This window comes from Micromonospora sp. A202, from assembly GCF_006715105.1.
Classification (GTDB): Bacteria; Actinomycetota; Actinomycetes; order Mycobacteriales; family Micromonosporaceae; genus Micromonospora; species Micromonospora zamorensis.
On sequence record NZ_VFMP01000001.1, the window covers coordinates 2,322,246 to 2,344,841 of the forward strand.

Genomic DNA, 22,596 nt, shown 5'->3' on the forward strand with positions numbered 1-22,596 from the left:
AGCCGAGGGGCAGGGCACTGACCGACGGTGTAGCCGGCGCCGGCGTGGGCGAACAGCCCGCGCCGGTCCTGCGTCGTGCCGTGCGCGGCTACCTCGACCACCTGACCGTCGAACGTGGCCTGTCGGCGAACACGCTCACCTCGTACCGTCGGGATCTGGACCGCTATCTCGACACCCTGGTCGGCGCCGGCGTCACCGACCTCGCGTCGGTCGGCGCCGGCCTGGTCGAGGCGCACCTGGCGCGGCTGCGCGCGGGCGACGACGGCCACCCGCCGTTGGCGGTCTCCTCCGCCGCCCGGGCGGCCAGCGCGGTCCGCGGCCTGCACCGCTTCGCGCTGCGTGAGGGGCTGGCCGGCGTCGACCCCAGCCGCGACGTCCGCCCACCCACCCCGCCGCGACGGCTGCCCCGGGCCCTGCCGGTCGACGACGTGGTCCGGCTGTTGGACATCGCCGGCCCGATCACCGCCACCGGCGAGGACGCGCCCCTCGCGCTGCGCGACCGGGCGCTGCTGGAGTTCCTGTACGGCACCGGGGCGCGGATCTCCGAGGCGGTCGGTGCCGCCGTGGACGACCTCGACACCGAGGAGGGCAGCGTTCTGCTGCGTGGCAAGGGCGGCCGGGTCCGGCTGGTGCCGATCGGCGGGTACGCCGTCGACGCCGTCCGCGCGTACCTGGTCCGGGCCCGCCCCGGGCTGGCCGCCTCCGGCCGGGGAACACCGGCGGTGTTCCTGAACGCCCGCGGTGGCGCGCTGTCCCGCCAGGGCGCCTGGGGAATCCTGCGCCGCGCCGCCGAGCGGGCCGGGCTGCCCGTCGACGGGCCCGCGGCCGTCTCCCCGCACACCCTGCGCCACTCGTACGCCACGCATCTGCTCGACGGCGGCGCTGACGTCCGGGTGGTCCAGGAGCTGCTCGGGCACGCATCGGTGACCACCACCCAGGTCTACACGTTGGTCACCGTGGAGCGGCTGCGCGAGGTGTACGCCACCGCGCATCCGCGCGCCCGGGGCTGAACAGGTCGCGGTCGGCTCCGACACGCCGGGCCGGTGCCGAACCCCCTGCTGGTCGGTGGCGTACAGTCGGCATCGGCGCGGACCTCCTGGGGCGACACGACCGGGGTGCGCAGCGGCGCCGCGAAGGACGTCGGACGGCTCCGACGCCGGGTGGGGTCGTCGGGAGGGGGCAACGAGCACATGGCTGGCAACGGTGACCGTGCCGAGACCTGGACGTCGGAGCTCCGCGAGCAGCAGGCCACGCTCGGCGCGGACCTCGGTCCTGCGGACCCGGCTGCCTACACGATGCGCAAGCCCATTCCGGAGCCGATGCCCACCGATCGGCACGGCCCCGCGCGCATCATCGCGATGGCCAACCAGAAGGGTGGCGTCGGTAAGACCACGACCACCATCAACCTGGGCGCGGCGCTCGCGGAATATGGCCGCAAGGTGCTGCTGGTCGACTTCGACCCGCAGGGCGCGCTCTCGGTGGGGTTGGGCGTCAATCCGCACAACCTCGACCTGTCCATCTACAACCTGCTCATGCAGGACGACATCATCGCCGAGGACGTCGTCATCAAGACCGACGTCGCGGGGCTGCACCTGCTGCCGGCCAACATCGACCTCTCCGCCGCCGAGATCCAGCTCGTCAACGAGGTGGCCCGGGAGATGGCCCTGGCGCGGGTGCTGCGCACGGTCCGCAAGGAATACGACTACATCCTGATCGACTGCCAGCCGTCGCTCGGCCTGCTGGCGATCAACGCGCTGACCGTCGCGCACGGCGTGCTCATCCCGCTGGAGTGCGAGTTCTTCAGCCTGCGTGGTGTGGCGCTGCTGCTGGACACCATCGACAAGGTGCGCGAGCGACTCAACTTCGACCTGGAGCTGGAAGGCATCCTCGCCACCATGTACGACAGCCGCACCACGCACTGCCGTCAGGTGTTGCAGCGGGTGGTGGAGGCGTTCGGCGACAAGGTCTACCAGACGGTCATCACCAAGACGGTGAAGTTCCCGGAGTCCACCGTGGCCGGTGCGCCGATCACGACGATGGACCCGGCGTCCTCCGGGGCACGTAACTACCGTCAGCTGGCCCGCGAGGTGATCGCCGCCCAGTCGGAGCGGTAGCCGGAACGCCCGGTGCCCGCCTCGTGGACTACGGTCGTGCGGTGACCGCGCCACCCCTTGACCCGCCCGAGGCCGCTGCCACGGCGGTGGTCGATGGTGTGCCGCCCGCCGACGTGGCTGCCGACCTGCCCGCCGAGCCGGCTTCCACCGGTTTCACGGTGCGGCTGGCCAACTTCACCGGCCCGTTCGATCTGCTGCTGCAACTGATCGGCAAGCACAAGCTCGACGTGACCGAGGTGGCCCTGCACACGGTCACCGACGAGTTCATCGCCTACATCCGGGCCATGGGCGACAACTGGGACCTGGACGAGGCGAGCGAGTTCCTGCTGATCGCCGCGACGCTGCTCGACCTGAAGGCGGCCCGGCTGCTGCCTTCCGCCGAGGTGGAGGACGAGGCCGACCTGGCCCTGCTGGAGGCCCGGGACCTGCTCTTCGCCCGGCTGTTGCAGTACAAGGCGTACAAGGAAGCGGCGGCGTACATCGCCGAGTTGGAGGCCGTCGGCGGCCGGCGGTACCCGCGGGCGGTCAGCCTGGAGGCCCGCTACGCGGACGCGCTGCCCGACCTGGTGCTCGGCATCGGTCCGCAGCGGCTGCTGAAGCTGGCCGTGAAGGCGATGACCCCGAAGCCGGTGCCGGAGGTCTCCATCGCCCACGTGCACATGGTCCGGGTCAGTGTCCGGGAACACGCGGCGATCCTCGCTACCCGGCTGCGCCGGGCCGGCACGGCCACGTTCTCGCTGCTCTGCGCGGACTGTGAGGCGACCCTGGAGGTGGTGGCGCGGTTCCTCGCGCTGCTGGAGCTCTACCGGGAGGGCTTGGTGTCCTTCGTGCAGGAGCAGGCCCTGGAGGAGCTGACCGTTCGCTGGACCGGCCCGGCCGACGGTGACACCGAGGTGCACGTCGACGAGTACGCGGGCAGCCCGGCCGACCCGGAGCCGGTGGCGCAGACCGGGGGACCGGAGGCACCGGAGTTGCCGGGTGAGTCCTCTGGGGTGGACGGGACGGAAACGACGGAGGATGAGCGCGATGAGTGACGAGGATCGCCGGGACTCCCTGGCCGACCAGGCGGCCGCCTGGGTCCCCCCGTGGGAACGCCCCCGTCCGCCCGCCGCCGAACCGGACACCGCAGAGGCCGCGTCGGACGTCACCGCACCTTCGCCGGCCACGGACGATCTCGCGGCGCAGCCGCCCGTCCAGGAGCCGGAACCCGCCGCGCTCCCCGGCGATCTGGACCGCGCCGAATCAGACCGCACCGAATCAGGCCGCGCCGAGCCGGACCGCGCCGAATCGGACCGCGCCGAATCGGACCGCGGCGAGCCGGAGCCCGGCGAGCCGTTCGTGGGGGAGTCGTCCGAGGCTGCGGGCGTACCCCGGCGGCAGGCTGCGGGGCGGCGGCGGGTGACGGCCGCGCCGGAGCCCGCGCCGGAGCTGTCCGACACCGAGTTGCGCGGCGCCCTGGAGGCGATCCTGCTGGTGGTCGACGAGCCGGTCAGTGAGCTGGTCCTGGCCCAGGTGCTGGAGCAGCGGGCCGAACGGGTCGGGCCGGTGCTGGACGAGATCGCCGCCGGCTACACCGCCGCCGGCCACGGGTTCGAGCTGCGCCGGGCGGCCGGCGGGTGGCGGCTGTACACCCGGCCGGAATACGCTACGTACGTTGAGCGGTTCGTGTTGGACGGGCAGTCCGTACGGCTGACCCAGGCGGCGTTGGAGACGCTCGCCGTGGTCGCCTACAAGCAGCCGGTGACCCGTTCGCGAATCTCAGCCATCCGGGGTGTGAACTGCGACGGGGTCATCCGTACGCTGGTCACCCGCGGCCTCGTCGAGGAGTGCGGCACCGAAACGGACAGCGGGGCGTTCCTGTACAAGACCACCACGCTGTTCCTGGAGAAGCTCGGGCTGAACACCGTTGACGAGCTGCCGCCCCTCGCACCCTTCCTGCCCGACGACGTAGAAGAGCTTGCTGATGCGACCCGATAACCGTTCCCCCAAACCCGACGCCCCTGTCTTCGAGGGGGCTGAGCGCCTGCAGAAGGTGCTCGCCGCCGCCGGCGTGGGTTCCCGGCGTGCCTGCGAGGACCTGATCTTCCGCCGCCGGGTCACCGTGGACGGGCGGGTCGCCAAGCTCGGCGACAAGGTCGACCCGGCCACCGCCGTGATCCACGTGGACGGCGAGCGCCTCCAGGTCGACGTCCGCCTGGTCTACGTGGCGATGAACAAGCCGCGCGGGGTGGTCACCACCATGGCAGACGAAAAGGGACGCAACGAGCTGTCCGACTTCATCGGCGCCCGGCTGGAGCAGCGGGTCTACCACGTCGGGCGGCTCGACGCGGACAGCGAGGGCCTGCTGCTGCTCACCAACGACGGCACCCTCGCGCACAAGCTCATGCACCCCTCGTACCAGGTGCTGAAGACCTACCTCGCCGAGGTGGTCGGGCCGATCCCGCGCAACCTGAGCAAGCGGCTGTTGGCCGGGGTCGAGCTGGAGGACGGGCCGGTCAAAATCGACTCGTTCAAGGTGGTGGACACTCTGGGCAAATCCGCCCAGGTGGAGCTGAGCCTGCACGAGGGCCGCAAGCACATCGTCCGGCGGCTGATGGAGGAGGTCGGCCACCCGGTCACCCGGCTGGTGCGTACCTCGATCGGTCCGATCCGACTGGGTGACCTGCGCACCGGGCGGATCCGGCGGTTGACCAACGCCGAGGTCGCCGCCCTGTTCAACGCGGTGGGTGACTGACCCCCGAGTTCGGGTACGGCTGCCGGTAGGCTTCGCAACGGCCGAGACGGCGGCCGCCGGGGTGGCGTGGGTCGCCTCCGGCGGCGTCGCGCGCAGGTCCGCCACGGACCGCGGGCATGATTGATGACGATTGACAAACCGCTTGCGGCGCCAGATCACCGGGCGATCCGTGAGGTACGGGCTGAGGAGGACACGGTGGAGGAAAACGTACGGGCCAGGCGATGTGTGGTCGCTGTGGACGGGCCGTCCGGTTCGGGTAAGTCCACCGTGTCGCGGCGGCTCGCCGTCGCGATCGGTGCGCGCTACCTGGACACCGGAGCGATGTACCGGGCGATCACGTTTGCCGTGCTGCGCTCCGGCGTGGATCTCACCGACGCCGCGTCGGTGGCCAAGGTCGCCGGCGAGGTCAAGCTGCACATCGGCACCCACCCGCAGGGGTACGCGGTGACCGTCGACGGTGTGGGTGTGGACGCGGACATCCGCGGCCCGGAGGTAACCGGCGCGGTTTCCGCCGTCGCCGCCGTGCCGGCTGTTCGTGAGCTGCTCGTCACCCGGCAGCGCGAGATGATCGCCAACGTCGGCCGGATCGTCGTCGAGGGTCGGGACATCGGCTCGGTCGTCGCGCCGGACGCGGACCTGAAGGTCTTCCTGACCGCCTCCGAGGAGGCCCGTGCCGCCCGGCGCAGCGCGGAGGACGCCGCTGACGTGGCGGCCACCGCCGCCGACCTGGCGCGACGGGACCGGCTCGACTCGACCCGCAAGGTCAACCCACTGGCGCAGGCGCCCGACGCCGTGGCGCTGGACACCACCGAGCTGGGCATCGACGAGGTCGTGGCGCGGTTGCGCGAGCTGCTCACCGAGCGGGGTGTGGCATGAGTAGCGATGGTGGTGGCTGGGTCGAGCTTCGGGAGCCCGACGTCGCCGTCGAGGAACCGAGCGGCCCGCAGCCGGTGGTGGCCGTGGTCGGCCGCCCCAACGTGGGTAAGTCCACTCTGGTCAACCGGATCATCGGCCGCCGCCAGGCGGTCGTCGAGGACGTTCCCGGTGTGACCCGGGACCGGGTGCCGTACGACGCGCAGTGGAACGGCCGGGCGTTCACCGTGGTGGACACCGGCGGTTGGGAGCCGGACGCGAAGGATCGCGCCGCGGCCATCGCGGCGCAGGCCGAGACGGCGGTCGTCACCGCCGACGTGGTCCTCTTCGTGGTCGACGCGATGGTGGGCTCCACCGACGTGGACGAGGCCGCGGTTAAGATGCTGCGGCGCAGCGCCAAGCCGGTGATCCTGGTGGCCAACAAGGCTGACAACACCTCCATCGAGATGGAGGCCGTGTCGCTGTGGTCGCTCGGCCTCGGCGAGCCGTTCCCGGTTTCCGCGCTGCACGGGCGAGGCTCCGGCGACCTGCTGGACGCCATCCTCGCCGCGCTGCCGGAAGCCCCGGCGATCGTGGAGAACCGACCGCGCGGACCCCGCCGGGTGGCGCTGGTCGGGCGGCCGAACGTGGGCAAGTCCAGCCTGCTCAACCGGTTCTCCGGTGAGGAGCGGGCGGTCGTCGACTCGGTGGCGGGCACCACTGTGGACCCGGTCGACAGCCTCGTCGAGATCGGCGGTCAGACCTGGCAGCTGGTCGACACGGCCGGGTTGCGCAAGCGGGTCGGCAAGGCCAGCGGCACCGAGTACTACGCCAGCCTGCGCACCGCCGGCGCCATCGAGGCCGCCGAGGTGGCCGTGGTGCTGCTGGATTCCAGCGAGCCGATCAGCGAGCAGGACCAGCGGATCCTGTCGATGGTGACCGAGTCGGGCCGGGCGCTTGTCATCGCGTTCAACAAGTGGGACCTGGTCGACGCCGACCGTCGGTACTACCTGGACAAGGAAATCGACCGGGAGCTGCGCCGCATCCCCTGGGCGATCCGCCTGAACCTGTCCGCGATGACCGGCCGAGCGGTGGACAAGCTGGCCCCGGCCCTGAACAAGGCCCTGGCCAGCTGGGAAACCCGGGTGCCGACCGCGTACCTCAACCAGTGGCTGACGGCGCTGGTGCAGGCCACCCCCCACCCGGTACGTGGTGGACGCGCGCCGCGGATCCTGTTCGCCACGCAGGCCGGCGTGGCACCGCCGCGGTTCGTGCTCTTCACCACCGGCCCGCTGGACGCCGGATACCAGCGCTTCGTCGAGCGCAAGCTCCGCGAGGAATTCGGGTACGAAGGCAGCCCGATCGAAATCTCGGTCCGCCCCCGCAAGAAGCTGGGCCCCGGCGGCCGGGGCAAGGCGCACGGCTGACCTGCCCCTGTTCTCCCGAAATGCCGGATGGGCGGTCCTCGCCCGTCCGGCATTTCTACAACCCCACCCTCCTAGGACGCTTTAGGGGGTGTGCGGTGGTTCGGTTGGCTCGCGGCGCGGGTGGGGCCTGTGCGAACGAGCCGGGGCTGCTGCGCTAAGCTGTACCGGCTGTCGCGTTGGGAAACCACGCGAGGGCGGGACGTGGCGCAGCTTGGTAGCGCACTTGACTGGGGGTCAAGGGGTCGTCGGTTCGAATCCGGCCGTCCCGACGCAGGTCAGAGGCCATTCGGATTCTTCCGGGTGGCCATTTCTGATCTTGTACAGCAGCAAAGTACAGCAACGGCTCATTGATCGAGGCTTTCGCCGAGCCTCCGCAGGGCTTCCCGGGTGGTCTTGGATGAGACCTGGCTGTAGATCTCCATCGTGATCGAGAAGTCCGCGTGCCGCAGGATCGCCATCGCGACCCGGGGGTGCACGTCCAGGTCGACGAGCAGCGAACCGCAGGTGCGTCGGGCGTCGTGAACGGTGATCTTTGGGATTCCGGCGCGGGCGATGCGGCTGTCGTAGGAGCGGTTGAAGTTGCGGGGTTCGACCGGCAGTCCGTAGCGGGTCGTGAAGATCATGCCGGTGTCGTGCCAGGCATCGCCCGCCTTCTGTCGTGCGGCCTGCTGTTGTTGGTGGCGGTGCCGCAGTGCGGCGATGCAGATGGCCGGTAGCGGTAGGGGAGCGTCGGATTCCTCGGTCTTGGTGGCCCGGTGCAGCAGTTGGCCGCGTACCCGCTGGAGTTGCTTGTCGATGACGAGGCTGATGTCGTGGTTGTCGCGGCAGTGCTCGCAGAACGTCTCGCCGTGGGTGATGCAGGGTTTCTGCCAGCCGTCCCAGTTGATGTGCTCCCAGGTGAGGCCGAGGACTTCTCCCTTACGTAAGCCGAGCACGAGGACCAGGACGTAGGCGGCGTAGAGGTAATCGTCGTCGTCGCGGGAGGCTTCCAGGAACGCCCGAGCTTCCTCACTGCTCCATGACTTGCCTTTGCGGCTGCGGATCGGTGGGAGCTTTACCAGGGCTGCGACGTTCTTTGCGACCAGTTCCTCCACTTCGGCTTGGGAGAGCGCCGAGCGGAGGACGGCACGGATTCCTTTAACGGTGCGAGCCGCGGGGAGGTCCTGGCAGCACCGGCCAACCGCGCAGCACTTGCGGGTCTTTGGTGGCCGGCGTTCGTCTTTGCCCTGCGCGCAGCACTGGCAGGTCCTTGCGACTTTGTTGAGCCAGGTCTGAACGTCTCGGACCGACAGCCGCCCATCGAGTCGCTTGGTGCCGATGCCGGGAACGATGTAGAGGCGGCTCAGCGTCTCGTACGTGGCGTAGGTCAGCGGGGCGAGATTCGGCTCTACGATCTCGGCGAGCCAGTACGTCATGTAACTCGCCACGGTGGGGACGTTGGTGGCGACCGGGCCGGCCTTGGCTTGCTGGTGCAGCTTCACCCACTTGTCGTGGACCTCGTCGCGGGTCTTCCCGTAGACGTACTTGCGGTCCCGTTTGCCATCGGGCTTGGTGACCCAGACGTAGGCGGCGAACCCGTTGCGGTACGGGAAGATGGAGCCTTCGCCGTTGGCGCGTTTGCCGGGCATCAGGCCGCGTCCTGGCGATCGATCTGGGTCTGGATGTATTCATCGATCCACTCCGGCAGGATGCGGCGGTACTTGCCGTCCTTGACCGAGCGCAGTTCCCCGGTGGCAATCTTCATCTTCACCTTGGACAAGCCGTAACCGAGGATCGCGGCGACCTCGGCCGGGGAATGCCACTTCGGAACGATCGGGACCGGGCTCCTAGCCATGTGGTGCCTCCTTTGACGTGATGGTGATGTAGGTGCGGCTTTCGCCGCTGTAGCCGGCGGGTCGGGTGCTGGTGCGGCAGGTGACCCGGTCGCGGCCGTAGTAGGCGGTGAATTGGGCCGCGATGGTCGCGGCGTGAGCGGTGACGGTGGCGGTCGGGCCGATGAGCCGGACCGCGACCAAGGGGCGGGGACGTACGGGCATGGCGTGCTCCTTTCAGGTCGGGCGGGGCGGGGTGTTGCGTGCGCTGTGGAGTTGTCAAGGAACGGCTTCACGGGCGTTGACACGTACGTGTCAAGCGGCCAGGGGTTGGACCGCGCGAGCGGCGGCGAGTTCGTCGGCCAGGGCGTCGATGCCGGCGAGGTGCTGGGCGCGGGCCATGGCGGCGGCGGTGTTGGCGAGCAGGGCGTCTCCGGTGGTGATCCAGCCAGTGGCTTGGTAGCCGAGTTCGTAGATGACGCGCTCGGTTTGCTCGTCGTCCCAGGTGTGCGGGTGGCCCTCGGTGCGCCGCCAGATGGTGCGTTGGAGGCGCAGGAAGCCGAGGGTGACGGAGAAAGCGCGGCTCTTGGTGGCGATGTGTCCGCCGTAGCCGAATTGGTGCGCCCAGCGGCGAAGGCGGGCGTAGTCGGGGTGCTCGCCGATGTCCCAGCACGCGCGGATCAGCCGACCGAGGTGCGTTGCCGGGTCGCCGTGGACTTCGACGGAGAGGTCGTCGACGCGGCGCAGGCTCAGGCCGGTTACCTCGGTGCTCTTGGTGACGTACTTGGCGATGTACCCGGTGATCTGGGCGAGGTTGACCTCGTGGCCGGGTGCGTTGACGTGCTTGAGGTCCAGGCCCTTATCGCCCCACGCGATGTGCCAGCCCTGCCGCCCATTGGCGGGGTGCGACGCGGAGGTGTAGGCGGTCTTCACGAACGCGGCCCGGACGGCTTGCTCGAACATGTCCCGGGTGATGGCAGCCGGCGGCGGGACGATCGCCTAAGGGCAGTCGGGGTTGTAGCCGTCGAGGCGGATGAGGGCGTGGTAGTGGATGACGCCGCGTACCTGGAATTCGTAGACCTTGATGTAGCGGCGGCGCAGGTCGACGCCGTGGGTGCGGCCGAGGCGGCGTAGCTCCCGGTCGGCTTGTTGGATGGTGCGGCGCCACAGCTCGGGTGCCTCGTGGTTCCACACGACCTGGCCGGTGTGGTCGTAGCAGTCCAGGCACAGCGGCTGCCCGAGCTGGGTGTCGGCGGCCTTGTGCCGCTGCCCGCAGCGCAGTTCCTGGCCGTGGGGGCAAGTGCGGCCGAACGGGTGGCAGACCGAGGCCCGGCAGGTGCAGCCGTCCTTCTTGCGGCAGTCCGCCGCGTGAACCTTGACCACCCGGTGGTGCACCGGTCCGAACGACGGTGCGGTGGCGGTCAGGAAGATCGCGATGTGCTCGTTGAGCGGTGGTAGTCCCCATCGGTCGCCTTGCAGGCCGGCTTTGATCAGGTGGTAGGTGTCGCGGCGGTACAGCTCGGCGCAGGACGGGCAGACGTTGGCGCGGCGGTTGCCGCAGGGGGTGTAGATCGCGCCGTCGGGCATGTCCTCGGTGTCGACGGTGGCCATGCGGTTGCCGTCAGCGTCGTTGACGTGGATCTGCCCGGCCAACCGAATCGGGTGTTTGCACGCGGAGGCGGCGCGGACGTGGCCGAGCCATTCGGAGTAGTCGGGGTCTTGGGCGCGGGCGCGGCCGGAGGCGACGGTGCGGGGGTCGTGCCCGCGTACCCACCCGTCAGCGGCGAGGTCACGGGTGGTGCGAGTGGGTGTAGCCCAGGGCCAGTAGCCGGCGGACTCAGCGGAGGCTCCCGTGCCCGAAACCGTGGTGGTTTCGGGCGCGAGAGGCAACGTCGAGGACGTCACGCGGTGGCTCCAACAGCGGTGCCGTTGTGGGTCTTGTCGTTGATCGGGGTTGGGTTGTCCAGGGCCGTCAGGATGTCGGCGGCTTTGGCGGTCGGGACTCGCAGTCTGACGGCGAGCTGTCCTGCGGTGATCGGTTCACCGTGGGCCTTGGCGTGGGCCGTGGCGACGATGCGGGCGTTGGAGAGCAGCGCGGGCGGTGGACCGGTCGTGACCGGTGCCGAAGGTGCCGGCGTCGTGTCGGTGCCGGTGCTGTCCGGGGTGGGCTCGACAGTTGTTCTGGTTGCGGTTTCCTCGCCAGAGGTGGGCAGGGTGACAGGGGCGTTCGGCTGTGTGTCGGTGTCGGGTGCGGGGTTGATGGCCGAAGTCGCGGCGGCCGGGCTGACCAGCGGTGAGGCGGGGATGTCGAGTGACGACGCCTCTCCGGTGGTGGCCGGCACCAGTGCCGGGACGAATTCGATGGGCCGGGTGGTGCGGTTTCCGGTGGCGAGTAGGGCAGCGGTGGCCATGAGCATCAGGCCATCCACGGCGAGGGGACCGAACCAGACGACGAGGGTTTCCTCGTTGTAGTGATCGAGCAGGCCGGACAGGTGCCGGTAGGACACGAACGCGGCGACCAGGGCGACGGGCGGGAGCCCGACCCAGCGCAGCACGTTCCAACCCCAGCCGGTCGGCCAGGGGGTACGGGCAAGGATCTCGATGGCGATGAACAGGAACAGCGGCCAGACGATCGCGGAGATGACCGCGCCGGGCTCCGGCGACCAGTTGGCCGGGGCGTTGGTCGGGGCGATGAACGAGTGAGCGATGTTCGCGGCGACGGACACGAGTCCGCCGGAGAACGCGCCGATGTAGGCGTAGACGCGGCCGTTCTTGGAGGTGGTCATTGTGCCGCCTGCGAGGTGGGGGCGGGGGTGAACAGGGAGAAGGCGATGATGAAGGGCTCGGTGTAGCCCTGGGAGCGCAGCAGCAGGGTGATGGCGGGGAGGTCTTTGGCCGAGCTGATGGGCCGGGCGGTGGGGAAGTCGATGGCGGTCATTTCGGTGCCACCGTTGGTGGTGTGGGTGAAGGTGAGCAGGTACCGGTACATGGGTTGTCCCCTTTCAGAGGCAGGCGATGAGGAGGGCGGAGACCCAGAGGCAGGCGTAGTGAAGGGATTGGTCGGCGAGGTACATGCCGCAGACCGGGGTCTGTCGGTCGGCGAAGGCGGCGGAGCCGGTGGCGTGCAGGATGAGGCGGACCGTCCAGCGGCGGTCCAGGAGTGCGTGGGTGATGGCCGAGAAGGCCAGGCCGGCGGTGAGTCCGAGGGCGGACACCGGCAGGTTGAGCAGGGCGACGGTGACGGCGAGCATGGCCGCGACCGTGAGGTGGTAGGTGGTCACGTGGATCAGGAGGTGACGCCAGCCGGTCCAGCCGGGCTCGGCTTTGTGGGACGCGTCGGCGTCGGTTTGGACGATGTGGTCGGCGAGTTGGTGCGCCGGGATCAGGACGGCGGTGATGACCGCGAAGACGAGTGCGGGGTTCATCGGGTTACCTCCGGGTTGCAGTCGAGGCAGGAGCCGGTACGGCGGGGGATGTAGTAGGGCTTGACCTGGCCGCAGTCGGGGCAGGTGCGCCGGGCGGTGAGCGCTTTGTCGATGGCCCCCAGTTGGGCGGGGGTGGCGGTGCGCTTGGGCATCGCGAGGTCGAGGCGGAACAGGTAGGCGATGCGCTTTCCGCGACGCCACATGATTTGCGCGGCGGGTTCTTGGCCGCCGGGGCGCAGGTCGCGGGCACGTAGTTGCCGGCGGGTCAGTAGGTCGCTGGGGGCGAACTTGTAGGGGTAGGTCGGCAGGCCGTAGCGCTCGCCGGTCGGGTCGTAAAAGACCATCGGGTCCTCCGAGTCGTCGTCGGCCTGGTCGTCGGTGTCGTCCTGGTCCTGGTCGTCGTCACCGGCACGGCCGGTGGCGAAGGTGGGGTGTTCGTAGGTGTCGCGGTCGATGTCCTCGGGCAGGAACGCCGCCGAGCACAGGGCGCAGACGATCGGGCCTTCCTCGAAGGCGGCTTTGGAGATGCGCAGCTTGCGGGGGCACTCGCATTCGCACGAGACGCCGTTGTTGTTGTTCGTGCGGGTCTTGCCTTCCCCGGTCGGTTCGGGGTGGCGGTAGAACCGCAGCGCCTCAGTGAGGCCGGTGATGGTGGCCTTGTAGCGGGCGCGGGTGAGGTCGGTCAGGGTGCAGGGCGAGTAGCCGAGCTTGTCGTCCTTGGTCGTTGCCAGGCCGAGTTCAGCGGCGAGGGTGGCGAACTTCTTGTTGTGCCAGCGGCCCTGCCGGGAGGTGTCCTGGACGCCTCGCACGTCGGCGAGGGCGTGGGTGGCTTCGTGCAGGAGCGTGGTGAACACGGCTTCCGGTTCGCGGGAGAGCCCTTCACCGGAGATGAGGATTTCGGGCAACTGCTGCTCGCCGGCTTGCCAGCGAAGGGCAGCGAAGTGGCCCCACTTCATGCCCTGACTGGGCTTGGTGGGAGAGCCAGAGCCGACCACCAGAACAGCGGCCGGAACTTCGGAGTGCTGGTCGCGGATCGCGGACCAGGCGGCTTCCAGCGCGCCGACAAGTGCGGCGGTGGAGATGTCGTTTTGACACGTACGTGTCACGTCGGGGGTGTGGGCGGCGGTGCTCATGCGGCCCTCCGGATGGTGTGTCGGCGGTAGGCGATGGCGGCGGCGCACAGCGCCTCGATGACGTCGGCCGGGGTGCGGCCGGGCAGGGTTTCCCAGTCGAAGACCGGGGCGTGCAGGCCGGCGTGACCGACCGCGATGAGGTAGGTGTTGAACCACTCGACGGCGGCGCTGTAGGAGTGCTGGTCGACGTCGCTGATGCCAGTCAGGTACCAGCGGGGGCGGCCGAACACGGCGGCGCGGATCGCGCCGAGGATCGACGCCGGGTAGGTGCCGGTGCGGTGACAGGCGCACTTAGCCGGGCAGGCGTCGTGGGTGTCGTAGAGGCCGGTGGGAGTCCAGCCGTAGCGGCCCAGATAGAGGGCAGCGCGGTCGAGAACGGCGTGAACGTTGCCGGTCGGCAACGCGGAGACGGTGCTCATCGGGTGGCCCGCCAGACGAGGAACCCGGCGCGGGTCGGCAGCCGCTCTTGGCTGTACTCGTGCTCGGCGTAGGTTTCGAGCTGGTCCTCGGTGGCGTGGGTCCAGTCGTAGTCATCGGCGCAGGCGCGCAGGATGTCCAGGACATCGGGCAGGGTTTGGGAGGCGTCGTCGTTCCAGTCCGACACGGCCTCGCTGTTGGAGTACCAGGAGCCGCTGGTGCCCTCGAAGTCCGGCACACGCCCGTCTTGCCAGAGGAAGTCAGCCAGGCAACGGACCGTGCTGTCCCGCAGGATTGCGGGAGCGCCGTCGCCGCTTTGCTGGTCTTCAATGCTGGCGAGGTGGCCGTAGACGGCCATGGTGATCGCACCGAGGGTGCAGGCCGGCGGGAACGAGTCGTGCTCGCCCAGCTCGTAGGGGTCGCCCTGGGTCCAGCCACGAAGTTCGAGGTAGCGGGCGGCGCAGCGCAGGGTGTCGGCCGGGGTCAGGTCGGCCAGCGCGGCGGGGGTGGTGGGCTGTTTTTGGGTAGGGTTCATGGCGGCCACGTCCTTTCGTGGGCGGTGGTTGGGTCGGCGAGCCGGGGTTGCTTCCTAGGGCTGGTCCCGGTTCGTCGGCCGCTTCTATCGGTGGTGCAGGTGGAGCCGGAGAATCACCCGTTGCCTGCCGTCGCTGACAAGAGCGGGTGCGGAGCGGTAGACCAGGGCGCCCGCGTGTCGGGCGATGGCGGTCAGGGCGGCGATGTCCTCGCCGTCTCCGATGAGCACGAGGTCCAGGACGCGAGTCGGGGTAGCGGTCGTGGTGCTCATGCCGCTGTCCGAAGGTCGGCGGGGGCGACGAGGCCGCTGCGGCGGCGGGTCCAGGTGGCGTAGTCGGCGACGCGGATGATGTCGGCGTCGGTCATGTAGGCGGCCTTCACGCGGTTGGGGGTGCCGCCTTCGGCGATGAGGTAGCCCTCGCCCTGGTTGTTCGGGTCGATGCTGTTGGAGGAGAAGCCGCGGGCGTACCAGCCGTGCCCGAGCACGATGTCGGAGGACACGTCGTTGGTGCAGCGGCCAGCGAACCGCCACGCGAACAGGTCCCGCAGTGACGGCGGGATGATGTCCGACGACGGGCGCTGCGTCGCGGCGGCGACGATGATGCCGACGGCGCGGCCACGGGCGACGATGTCGCGCAGCAGCGCGGCGAACAGGTCCTGATCTTTCTTGTCGCCGGCGGTGGCGGAGAAGTAGGCGATCTCGTCGCAGGCCACGAGGATCTGACCGAACAGGTCGTTCGGGCCGATCTTCCGGCGGCGGTGCGACAGCAGGAACGCATACCGGTTGTCCATCACCGTCTGGACGCGGCGCAGGGTGCGGATGGCGTGGTCGATGTCGGGGCCGACGAACACGTCGGCGGCGTCCTTCCACAGCCCGAGTTCGACCTGCTTGCCATCCAGCAGGCACAACCTCACGTCCGGGCACAGAGCAGCGTGCCCGACGATGGTGTTCAACAGGCTGGACTTGCCCGCGCCGGGTTCACCGCCGATGAGGATGTTGCGGTAGATCATCGGCAGGTAGGCCGGGTGGCCGAACTCGTCGATGCCGAGGAAGACCGGGTCGAAGATGGACAGGCCCGCGCCGACCGGCACCGTCTGCGGCGCGTCTGGCTGCGGGGGCAGTTCGATGGTGTCCGTGAGGTCCATGGCAGGGCTCCCGGGGTCGGTTGACACCTACGTGTCAAAGGCGGGTGGGGGATAGGAGGGGCGCGGACGCTCGACCCGTCAGGGGTGCTTGGTCCGCGCCGTCCCGGTGCTTAGGCGTAGTCGGAGGGGTCGAACCCGTTCGGGCTCGCGGTGTTGGTGGTGGGGTTGCGCGGCTTGCGCTGGCGGGGGGTGTCGGTCGATGCGGTGACCGGCACGTCGGGTACGTCGGGCAGGTCCAGGCCGACAGGCGGCATGCCCGGTGACGTTGGGGCGTTGGACGGGATGTCCGTGGGGACGTAGTCCGGCAGCGGCGACACGACCTTGCCCGCGAGGGGTTCGCGGCGGGTGATGTCGATGCGGATCAGCGCGGCGTACTTGCGGCCGGCGCGCATGACGCGGACCTCGTTGGCCCAGCACGCCACGGCGAGTTTTTGCATCTGGCCGTCCTGTTCCAGATCGCGCAGGGACAGGCCAGGGCGCAGCCATACCCAGACTCGTTCACCGGCCGGGGTCGGCTTGGCGGGCAGGATCAGCGGGAGCGAGCCGTGCCGGTTGGTGGCGATGAACGCCGCGAAGCACAACCGCAGCCGGTGCCGCACGATCAGACACCAGGCCCAGGCCATGACCCGACGACGAACCGGGCTGATGGCGGCGGGGACGCCGACGACCAGGGCGACGATGAGCAGTGAGCCCCACAGCGGGGTCGACTGCATCAGCATGGTCCAGCCGTAGACGCCGGCTAGGCCGAGCAGGATCTCCGGCAGCCAGTGCCAGAAGACGCGCAGGACCGGCCACGCCACGATCAGCGCGAACAGCACCGCGCCGAGCACCGCGCCGAGGACGACGCCGAGCAGCCCACCCACGATCGGGTGCATGTACTCAGAGGCCACCGTGGCGGCCAGGAGGCCGACCACACCGAGGGTGACCCAGAACGCGATAGCGGCCCGACGACGGTACGAGCGGGCAACCGGCGCTTCGATGACAGTGACTTGCCCCCCACGGTTCGACCAGCCGAACGGGGACCTCTGGCTAGACTTGGACACGACAAGTCCTCCCTACCTAGGGACCTTGTTGGACAGGACGCGGGGTCGCAGACGACGCCAATCAACGGCGACCCCGTGTCCACCTCTTCGCTTCTGTGGAGCCGATCCAGGAACACCGCCCTAGACGGCGGCGGTGTCCATCGCGGTCAGAGCCGAAGCCCGGAACGCGACACCCGAGCGGACCTTCCCGTCACGGTCGTTGACCCAGGGCAGCGCCTCCAGGTTCACCGGCACGACCGGCTGACGAACCGTGACCGCCGGCATCACCGGGCTGACCACCGTCACGTTGATGACCTCAGCGCTACCGTCCGCGAGGGCGTAGAGCTGCACCGCCCACATCGGGGCCTTCGTCTCCCGGTCGAACTTCTGCTGACCCGACTGGTCCAGCTTCGGAACCGGGTTCACCGCGACCTCGTACGACACCCGCGAGGTGTCCAGCAGCAGACGTCCCATGACTGACTCCCTTCAACTAGGGCTCGCTCACCTTGAGCGATTGCCCGTGTTCGATGGGATCAGCGTAGCCCGTAGAAAAGTACGTGTCTAGTACTGAAGTACGTGCCATCGATTGGAATCTTGGCGCAAAGAAGGGCGCCCCGCTGTGGGACGCCCTTCGGTGCAGCTCGGAACGTGTGACGGTAGCTAGGCCACTCCTACGCGGCGAGCCAAGGCCGCCAGTCGGTCGGAGGGGACGGGTTCCATCCGTACAAGGTCAGACACCATCGTCTCGACCACCGGGTGTCCCTTGACCTGCTCCGGGGTCAGCGCCTCGGCCTGCTCAAGCGCATCGACCGCCTCAGAGACCCTGCGACGCTGAGTCCAGGCGCGTGCCACGTACATGAGGAGCCGAGCCTGCCGCTCAGACGATAGGCCGGACGAGTCGATCCGCTCCGCCGTCCGGAGCGCAGAACCGGCGTCGCCGAGTTCGACTGCCACCGCGACCTCGTGTAGCTGGACATTCGTGGGGCCAAACTCGGTCTCGTAATCGTTGCGGTCGACCCCCAGGAGCTGAGCTGCCTCCCGCGCTACTCCGAGATACTCGTGAGCCTTCTGGTCATCTCCCATCCGCGCAGAGGCGACAGCCAGTTGCAGATTTAGCGCGCCGAACAGCGACACGGCCGCCGGCTTGTCCGCCGATACCTCGGACTCAAGCGCTTCCGCAGACGACGATGCAGCGCTTATGACCTGTTCGAATTGCCGCCCACCCTGAAACACCAGCGCAAGGCGGAACGTTCCAGCGGCGACCAACAGCGGGTCTCCGACCTGCTCCGCAACGAGCAACGCCCGATCGATTGCGACCCAGGCCGCTTCATGCTGACCAAGCTTCGACAGTGCGGCCGAGAGGGCGTGATACACCGACGCTAGCTCGGTGAGGTACGTCTTTCGCGCCTCGCCTTTGGCGGATCGTGTTGCTCTCTCCAGATCCGGCAGTAGGCCCCGCAGCAACTCGGCCAGGTCCTCGTAACGGGCGGCATGAGTGTATGTCCAGCACAGATCGGATCGCTCGGCTGTCTGCGGCAGGGAAAGCTCTCGGTCCTTGCCTAGGATCGCGGCCATGAGGTAGCTGGTACTTAGCACCGAGCGTAGGGCGGCAGCCGCCGAGGGAACCTCAGCGCTCTCCGGATCCGCGCTGCCCGGGGCCAGTTCGGCCATCGGGATGCCGAGCGCACCCGCAATCCGCTCCAAGATGGAAACCCGGTCAATCGAACGTACCCCACGCTCGACCTGGGAAAGCCAAGCCTCAGACCGCCCGATCATCTCGGCAAACTCACGTTGAGAAAGTCCACGTTTTTGCCGACGCGTAGCTATAAGTCGACCTTGCTCATTGCTGTCAGGCATTCAGTGAACCGAGGCCCTTGCTAGGTCCGACCGTTAGAAACTCAACCCGCGCGTCCTGCGTGTACGGCTCGCGCTCCTTGTGGAATCGGATCACGTGAGGTTGCACTTCGTGCGCGTCAAATGCCTCTCGGTCTGCGTAGCACTCGTAGAAGACTCGGGCAAGAGGTTCCCCCTCGACAGAGTGCGTCGCATAAATCAGCGTCCCTGGTTCACGGGCACGGATCTCAGCCCCTGTCTCTGCGACAAGTGCGTCAAACGCTCTCGCGCTCTCGTCGTCTTTCAAATCGAAGCGCACCACCAATGCGAACATGCAGCCACCCTTCTTGTTCAACCGAGAGTCACGACTTGCGTACGCGACTCTGGCCGTACTCTTGTTCGGTCACCCGTATTCTATTACGGATCGCCTTGGTGAGGTAGCCGACGAAGGGTTGGCTCACGCAAGAGGAGGTCCGATAACGATGGACTTGGATCTCTTCCGGTCGCTTCGTATCGTGAACGGATGACCATGGGGGAGGGGTTGCCGAGTCGGCGACCGCACCGGATCGAGGCGGGTGGCGGGTCTGGTCTGCTCACGTACCGCCGTGGGGTGCCGTGCGCGTGAGGGCAGGTGTCCGCCAGAAGCAGCGAGAATCAATCGCACGTATGTACGATCGCGCCGTGGTGCGGGAGTTGAAGGGACGCTGGTGGAACGGAGTGTGGGGACGACTCGCACGGCGTGACGTTTGGCTCACCCGTGAAGTTCGATGGCACGTGATTGCCCGCGCTGGCGATTCGGAGACCGGCAAGGTGGTCAGGTGGAAGGTCGACACGGAGGACGAGGCCCGGCAGATGGTGAAGCGTCTTGTCCAGGCCGACGGCGGCCAGTGGCGGGAACAGACCGGGGGCGCGGCTACCCAGCCGCCCACGTGAGGTTCAGGCGTGACAACCGAGCGACGGTGGCGGTGCACTCAGAGGCCGATGATCGGGCGGTGGGCTGAGACGCTAACTGGTGCGGATGTGGCCCGGATGCCGCTTCTAGACTTCCGGTCATGGCTCAAGATGGCGAAAACGAAGATGTTGAGATTGTGGTCTGGCGGGACGGCAACGGAGTCTGGCGTTGCAACGTGAACATCGATCATGAGCACCGGCAGAAGCTTCTAGAGACTGGAGCGTTGGAACTTGCCGCTAACGACGACGTGACCTTGCAGGTCGTGGCGCTCGATCCACTACCGCGAGACACGATCCATATTGAGCACCTGCGCATCTCACTGCCTGTTGTGCGCAGGTTCTGATCTCGTGTGAGAACTTTCTGTACGGGATCAAGGCGGCCCGCTTCGCAGGCCGCTCGCGCCGCCGACCAGGGGCCGACCCAGACGGGCCGCCGATCGGGGACCCCGCGCCCTTAGCGCAAGCGCACGGGCGCACCCCGAACGGTTGCAGCCCCGCCGGCGGCGCGACATACGAAGAAGCCCCGGGCCGCCATGAGTGATGGCAGATCCGGGGCTTCGATGTTGAAGGCGACGACCAGGGCGTGCCTCCGGCGGGGCGCTCAGGCGCTCTGGGATGGTTGGCGCCATCCCGACAACCTCCGTCCGGGCGAAGCCGAGCAGGTGGGGCCTGCCCGGTCAAGGTCGTTCAGACAGTGGGGTGCTCCACCTTGACCGGGCAGGCCCCACCCACTCCACAGATGTGCGGACGAAGGCCGACGGGATGGTTCAGCTGAAGCGCATGGCTTACTCGCCCAGCCATCGGTGGAAGCCGAGAACATCCTTGCTCTTGAGTCGACGCCAACGCGGGGGAGGGAAGAAACCCTCTGGCCATCGTGTCCGCTCGTCATATACGACGTCGTTGACGCGGAGATCCAGGAGCGGAAGGTCATGGTTGTCAAACCCAATCGACGATAGGTCCGCTCCTTGAAGAAGAACTATGCCGGCGTCGGAGTCCTCGTGCTCCACTACAAGTCTATCGTGGATAGTTGCGCCTTTCAGATCGATGAACTGTTCGCATCTCCATCCAATTAGGGACCTTAGCCCAGCCGCAAAATGGGAGCCCGAAAAGTCGATGGATGTGATCTGGTGCTGGAAGGCTGTTTCGACCGTGTCCAGAAAGCGGCAATTCTTGAACTGGAGAGGTGCTCCGCTGGCTACGTCCAACAGTTCCACCTTGCCTTCGAAGACGGTTCCATCAAACGAGGCGAACGCCTCCAGCCTGCTAAATGTAAGGCGTAGATAGGGCAGTCGGGTTTCCCTCAAGTCGAGGTAGCTGTTCGCCCAGAAAATCTCGGGCTGTGCCACGTCCAGGCGCTGCAAGATAGCGTCCAGCATGGCAGTACGAACATTCCTCTCACTTGCATCGTCGACAAATTCCGACTCTGGCATGCTTGCCGACGTCATTCGAAGGTATGCGGCAAGTGTGTTAAGGCATGTTCCTCGATCTCGATCCGAGTCGTCGGCAATCCGTGTAAGCGCATATGCGCCGGCTAGTCGGACGGCGGCTCTTTCGTGCCCCAACTGACCAGCGGCAGCCGTGAATCGGTCAGTGAACATTCGGTCTTGTTCTCTAATGTGTCCGATCTCATCGGCTCTTTGCTTCCGGTATGCAACTAGCAGAGCTGTGAGTGCGCCCAGGCCACCTGTGGCAGTCAGTGCCACTTTAATTGCTTCAAGTCGGAAGGTGGCTTCGTTGGGAACCGCGGAGCTGCCGCTTGTGGCAACCATGTTCAGCGTGGTGTACAAGCCGACGATGGTAGCGCCGGCGAGAAGAATAAGTGCCAGAAAGGCGAGTGCGAACCTTCCAGGAACATACCTCTGGTTTAGCCGACGATTCAGGCGTCCCACTCGTCGCCGATGGCGCTTGTAGCGGTTGACTTCTAGAAGTCGCAGGAAGGCGGGGTGGCTATAAACGAGGAGGCGATCGCTTGGGTTCCAGCGCGGGAACTGGGCCGCCCCTAGCCAGCTATTTCGAAATCTCCGAATTGTCCTTCTGGTCCGCCTCGCGTAGATCTCCGCCAATAGCTTGAAGTCCGGCACAGTCGCACCGTACGCGAACTTCGTAGTACTCGTTGTTACGGCCTGCGTGTGGTGACCGAGCGGCGCTGTCGCTGGACCGTCGAAGGTGGACCCCGGTAGCGACGGAGGTGGACTACCGGCTGACCGCCTGTGTCTCAGCTCGGGGACTGTCGGGTTTCGGGCAGACGCTGAGGCCGCTGGTGCATAGGTTGTCCTACGAGTACGTACACTCGGGCGTGTGAGCGAGCAATCGGAACCAGTCTCAATTGCTGCGATAGCAAAGATGCCTTCGGCTCGCCTGAGTTTGGCGGACCTCGATCTTATCGCGAGTTCCGTAAGCGAAGTGCGACGAGTGACCCTAAATTGGTCGAGTCGTGAAATATACACGGTAACGGCTTCAAACTTTTCCGCGCAAAGCCCCTCGATCAGGGTCGTCCGTACCTTCGAGGTGAGGTCCATTGCAGAATTCGCGGAGCAAGCACCGCGAGGAAAGATCTACATCATGGAGGCGCGCTTCGAGTCGCCCGACGGGACGACAGTCCTAAGATTGGGCAAGGAAAATGATCTTAGTCGCGATCTCCTGCTAAGTTTCGAGGGGACAGGCAGGGCCGTACCTTCCTGGTTCGGCGAAATCGTCAAAGAAATCGTTTCAGCAAAGATGATGAATGCCAGCCAGCGCGTGCTCTACCTGGTCATCTTGACTTGGGCGCCTGTGCTCCTGCCCCCTATGGCGGTGTCGTGGGCGATCGCTTCTGGAGGCTGGCAGCTGAATGCTCCGGCAGTGCTGCTGTTGTATCTCGCGGGATTCGCCTGGTTCGTGTATGCGATCTTTGCCTCGACGATCGTCCGGTTCATCCGCGCCAGCAGCATGCGAGTGACCCCACTCTTCGCCGCTATCCCCCGGCCGCAGCCGGTCTCTCTTCCCTCTCCTTCTCAACTTGTTCCGCTTCGCCTTCGAGAGTTGCGGGCGGAAGCAAAGGTCGCTTTGAGTAGCGGTTGGCTGGCATTCAAGCAGAGTGACCATCAGTTCAACGCGGTCCTGATCTCCGGCGTGGCACTAGTTGTCTCAACGCTGACCCTGCTATTTGAAGTTGCTAAGTAGGCCACCCACTGCTGACTGAGAGACGAAGGCAAGGG

Annotated in this window: 26 protein-coding genes, 1 tRNA gene and 1 pseudogene; 11 read left to right on the plus strand and 17 right to left on the minus strand. The window is 67.5% G+C overall.

What is annotated here, in order from left to right:
- Positions 1–44 precede the first annotated feature (44 nt).
- The 8 genes from FBZ33_RS10670 to FBZ33_RS10705 all read left to right on the plus strand — a co-directional run bounded on the left by FBZ33_RS10670 (position 45) and on the right by FBZ33_RS10705 (position 7,396).
- A complete protein-coding gene (locus tag FBZ33_RS10670; RefSeq protein ID WP_141908897.1) occupies positions 45–1,010 on the plus strand; it encodes a site-specific tyrosine recombinase XerD in 966 nt (321 codons plus the stop codon).
- A gap of 180 nt (positions 1,011–1,190) precedes the next feature.
- Positions 1,191–2,114: a ParA family protein gene (locus FBZ33_RS10675; RefSeq protein ID WP_030487987.1), complete on the plus strand. Its 924-nt coding sequence runs from the start codon at positions 1,191–1,193 to the stop codon at positions 2,112–2,114.
- Between the two features lie 41 nt (positions 2,115–2,155).
- A complete protein-coding gene (locus FBZ33_RS10680; protein WP_141908898.1) occupies positions 2,156–3,148 on the plus strand; it encodes a segregation/condensation protein A in 993 nt (330 codons plus the stop codon).
- Positions 3,141–4,091 carry an SMC-Scp complex subunit ScpB gene (scpB, locus tag FBZ33_RS10685; RefSeq protein ID WP_141908899.1) on the plus strand — a complete coding sequence of 317 codons (951 nt, stop codon included), beginning with the start codon at positions 3,141–3,143 and terminating at the stop codon, positions 4,089–4,091. The genes FBZ33_RS10680 and scpB overlap by 8 nt, the downstream gene beginning before the upstream one ends.
- Positions 4,078–4,848: a pseudouridine synthase gene (locus FBZ33_RS10690; protein WP_141908900.1), complete on the plus strand. Its 771-nt coding sequence runs from the start codon at positions 4,078–4,080 to the stop codon at positions 4,846–4,848. Before scpB ends, FBZ33_RS10690 begins: the two co-directional genes overlap by 14 nt.
- Before the next feature lie 195 nt (positions 4,849–5,043).
- A complete protein-coding gene (gene cmk, locus FBZ33_RS10695) occupies positions 5,044–5,724 on the plus strand; it encodes a (d)CMP kinase (RefSeq protein WP_141908901.1) in 681 nt (226 codons plus the stop codon).
- Positions 5,721–7,127: a ribosome biogenesis GTPase Der gene (der, locus tag FBZ33_RS10700; RefSeq protein WP_141908902.1), complete on the plus strand. Its 1,407-nt coding sequence runs from the start codon at positions 5,721–5,723 to the stop codon at positions 7,125–7,127. Before cmk ends, der begins: the two co-directional genes overlap by 4 nt.
- Before the next feature lie 195 nt (positions 7,128–7,322).
- Positions 7,323–7,396: transfer RNA gene (locus FBZ33_RS10705), tRNA-Pro, on the plus strand.
- A 75-nt stretch (positions 7,397–7,471) separates the two neighbouring features.
- On the opposite strand, the gene FBZ33_RS10710 is transcribed toward FBZ33_RS10705, so the two are convergent.
- The 16 genes and pseudogenes from FBZ33_RS10710 to FBZ33_RS10785 all read right to left on the minus strand — a co-directional run bounded on the left by FBZ33_RS10710 (position 7,472) and on the right by FBZ33_RS10785 (position 18,782).
- Complete coding sequence (locus FBZ33_RS10710) at positions 7,472–8,755, minus strand: site-specific integrase (RefSeq protein ID WP_141908903.1); 1,284 nt, start codon at positions 8,753–8,755, stop codon at positions 7,472–7,474.
- Positions 8,755–8,961 (minus strand): excisionase family DNA-binding protein, encoded by a 207-nt coding sequence (locus tag FBZ33_RS10715; protein WP_141908904.1) that lies wholly within the window; start codon positions 8,959–8,961, stop codon positions 8,755–8,757. Before FBZ33_RS10715 ends, FBZ33_RS10710 begins: the two co-directional genes overlap by 1 nt.
- Positions 8,954–9,163 carry a hypothetical protein gene (locus tag FBZ33_RS10720; RefSeq protein ID WP_141908905.1) on the minus strand — a complete coding sequence of 70 codons (210 nt, stop codon included), beginning with the start codon at positions 9,161–9,163 and terminating at the stop codon, positions 8,954–8,956. The genes FBZ33_RS10715 and FBZ33_RS10720 overlap by 8 nt, the downstream gene beginning before the upstream one ends.
- 90 nt (positions 9,164–9,253) lie before the next feature.
- Positions 9,254–10,843 (minus strand): annotated as a pseudogene (locus FBZ33_RS33715) (replication initiator).
- Entirely contained in the window at positions 10,840–11,724 is an 885-nt protein-coding gene (locus tag FBZ33_RS10730; RefSeq protein WP_141908906.1) for a hypothetical protein, read from the minus strand. Before FBZ33_RS10730 ends, FBZ33_RS33715 begins: the two are co-directional and overlap by 4 nt.
- Positions 11,721–11,927, minus strand: coding sequence for a hypothetical protein (locus tag FBZ33_RS10735; protein ID WP_141908907.1), 207 nt, complete (start codon positions 11,925–11,927; stop codon positions 11,721–11,723). The genes FBZ33_RS10730 and FBZ33_RS10735 overlap by 4 nt, the downstream gene beginning before the upstream one ends.
- 13 nt (positions 11,928–11,940) lie before the next feature.
- Positions 11,941–12,363 (minus strand): DUF3307 domain-containing protein, encoded by a 423-nt coding sequence (locus FBZ33_RS10740; RefSeq protein WP_141908908.1) that lies wholly within the window; start codon positions 12,361–12,363, stop codon positions 11,941–11,943.
- Positions 12,360–12,707, minus strand: a complete 348-nt coding sequence (locus FBZ33_RS10745; protein WP_141912568.1) for an RRQRL motif-containing zinc-binding protein — start codon at positions 12,705–12,707, stop codon at positions 12,360–12,362. The genes FBZ33_RS10740 and FBZ33_RS10745 overlap by 4 nt, the downstream gene beginning before the upstream one ends.
- A gap of 785 nt (positions 12,708–13,492) precedes the next feature.
- On the minus strand, positions 13,493–13,915 hold the full coding sequence (locus FBZ33_RS10750; protein ID WP_141908909.1) for a hypothetical protein: 423 nt from the start codon (positions 13,913–13,915) through the stop codon (positions 13,493–13,495).
- Positions 13,912–14,448, minus strand: coding sequence for a hypothetical protein (locus tag FBZ33_RS10755; RefSeq protein ID WP_141908910.1), 537 nt, complete (start codon positions 14,446–14,448; stop codon positions 13,912–13,914). The genes FBZ33_RS10750 and FBZ33_RS10755 overlap by 4 nt, the downstream gene beginning before the upstream one ends.
- Positions 14,449–14,532: 84 nt before the next feature.
- A complete protein-coding gene (locus FBZ33_RS10760; protein ID WP_141908911.1) occupies positions 14,533–14,718 on the minus strand; it encodes a hypothetical protein in 186 nt (61 codons plus the stop codon).
- Positions 14,715–15,593: an FtsK/SpoIIIE domain-containing protein gene (locus FBZ33_RS10765; protein ID WP_141908912.1), complete on the minus strand. Its 879-nt coding sequence runs from the start codon at positions 15,591–15,593 to the stop codon at positions 14,715–14,717. Before FBZ33_RS10765 ends, FBZ33_RS10760 begins: the two co-directional genes overlap by 4 nt.
- A gap of 110 nt (positions 15,594–15,703) precedes the next feature.
- Positions 15,704–16,636, minus strand: coding sequence for a hypothetical protein (locus FBZ33_RS10770; protein ID WP_141908913.1), 933 nt, complete (start codon positions 16,634–16,636; stop codon positions 15,704–15,706).
- Positions 16,637–16,756: 120 nt separating this feature from the next.
- Positions 16,757–17,089 (minus strand): hypothetical protein, encoded by a 333-nt coding sequence (locus FBZ33_RS10775; RefSeq protein ID WP_110564209.1) that lies wholly within the window; start codon positions 17,087–17,089, stop codon positions 16,757–16,759.
- A 186-nt stretch (positions 17,090–17,275) separates the two neighbouring features.
- Positions 17,276–18,472 (minus strand): helix-turn-helix domain-containing protein, encoded by a 1,197-nt coding sequence (locus tag FBZ33_RS10780; RefSeq protein WP_141908914.1) that lies wholly within the window; start codon positions 18,470–18,472, stop codon positions 17,276–17,278.
- A complete protein-coding gene (locus FBZ33_RS10785; RefSeq protein WP_141908915.1) occupies positions 18,465–18,782 on the minus strand; it encodes a putative quinol monooxygenase in 318 nt (105 codons plus the stop codon). Before FBZ33_RS10785 ends, FBZ33_RS10780 begins: the two co-directional genes overlap by 8 nt.
- Before the next feature lie 347 nt (positions 18,783–19,129).
- Here FBZ33_RS10785 and FBZ33_RS10790 point away from each other — a divergent pair, with 347 nt between their 5' ends.
- Positions 19,130–19,381, plus strand: a complete 252-nt coding sequence (locus FBZ33_RS10790; RefSeq protein ID WP_255508795.1) for a hypothetical protein — start codon at positions 19,130–19,132, stop codon at positions 19,379–19,381.
- Between the two features lie 119 nt (positions 19,382–19,500).
- The gene (locus tag FBZ33_RS10795; protein ID WP_141908917.1) at positions 19,501–19,743 is read left to right on the plus strand and encodes a hypothetical protein; all 243 of its coding nucleotides are present in this window, start codon (positions 19,501–19,503) and stop codon (positions 19,741–19,743) included.
- A 441-nt stretch (positions 19,744–20,184) separates the two neighbouring features.
- Here the strand turns inward: FBZ33_RS10795 and FBZ33_RS10800 are convergent, their stop codons facing one another.
- A complete protein-coding gene (locus tag FBZ33_RS10800; protein ID WP_141908918.1) occupies positions 20,185–21,480 on the minus strand; it encodes a hypothetical protein in 1,296 nt (431 codons plus the stop codon).
- 217 nt (positions 21,481–21,697) lie between these two features.
- Between FBZ33_RS10800 and FBZ33_RS10805 the strand changes: the two genes are divergently transcribed.
- A complete protein-coding gene (locus FBZ33_RS10805; protein ID WP_141908919.1) occupies positions 21,698–22,561 on the plus strand; it encodes a hypothetical protein in 864 nt (287 codons plus the stop codon).
- The last annotated feature ends 35 nt before the right edge of the window (positions 22,562–22,596 follow it).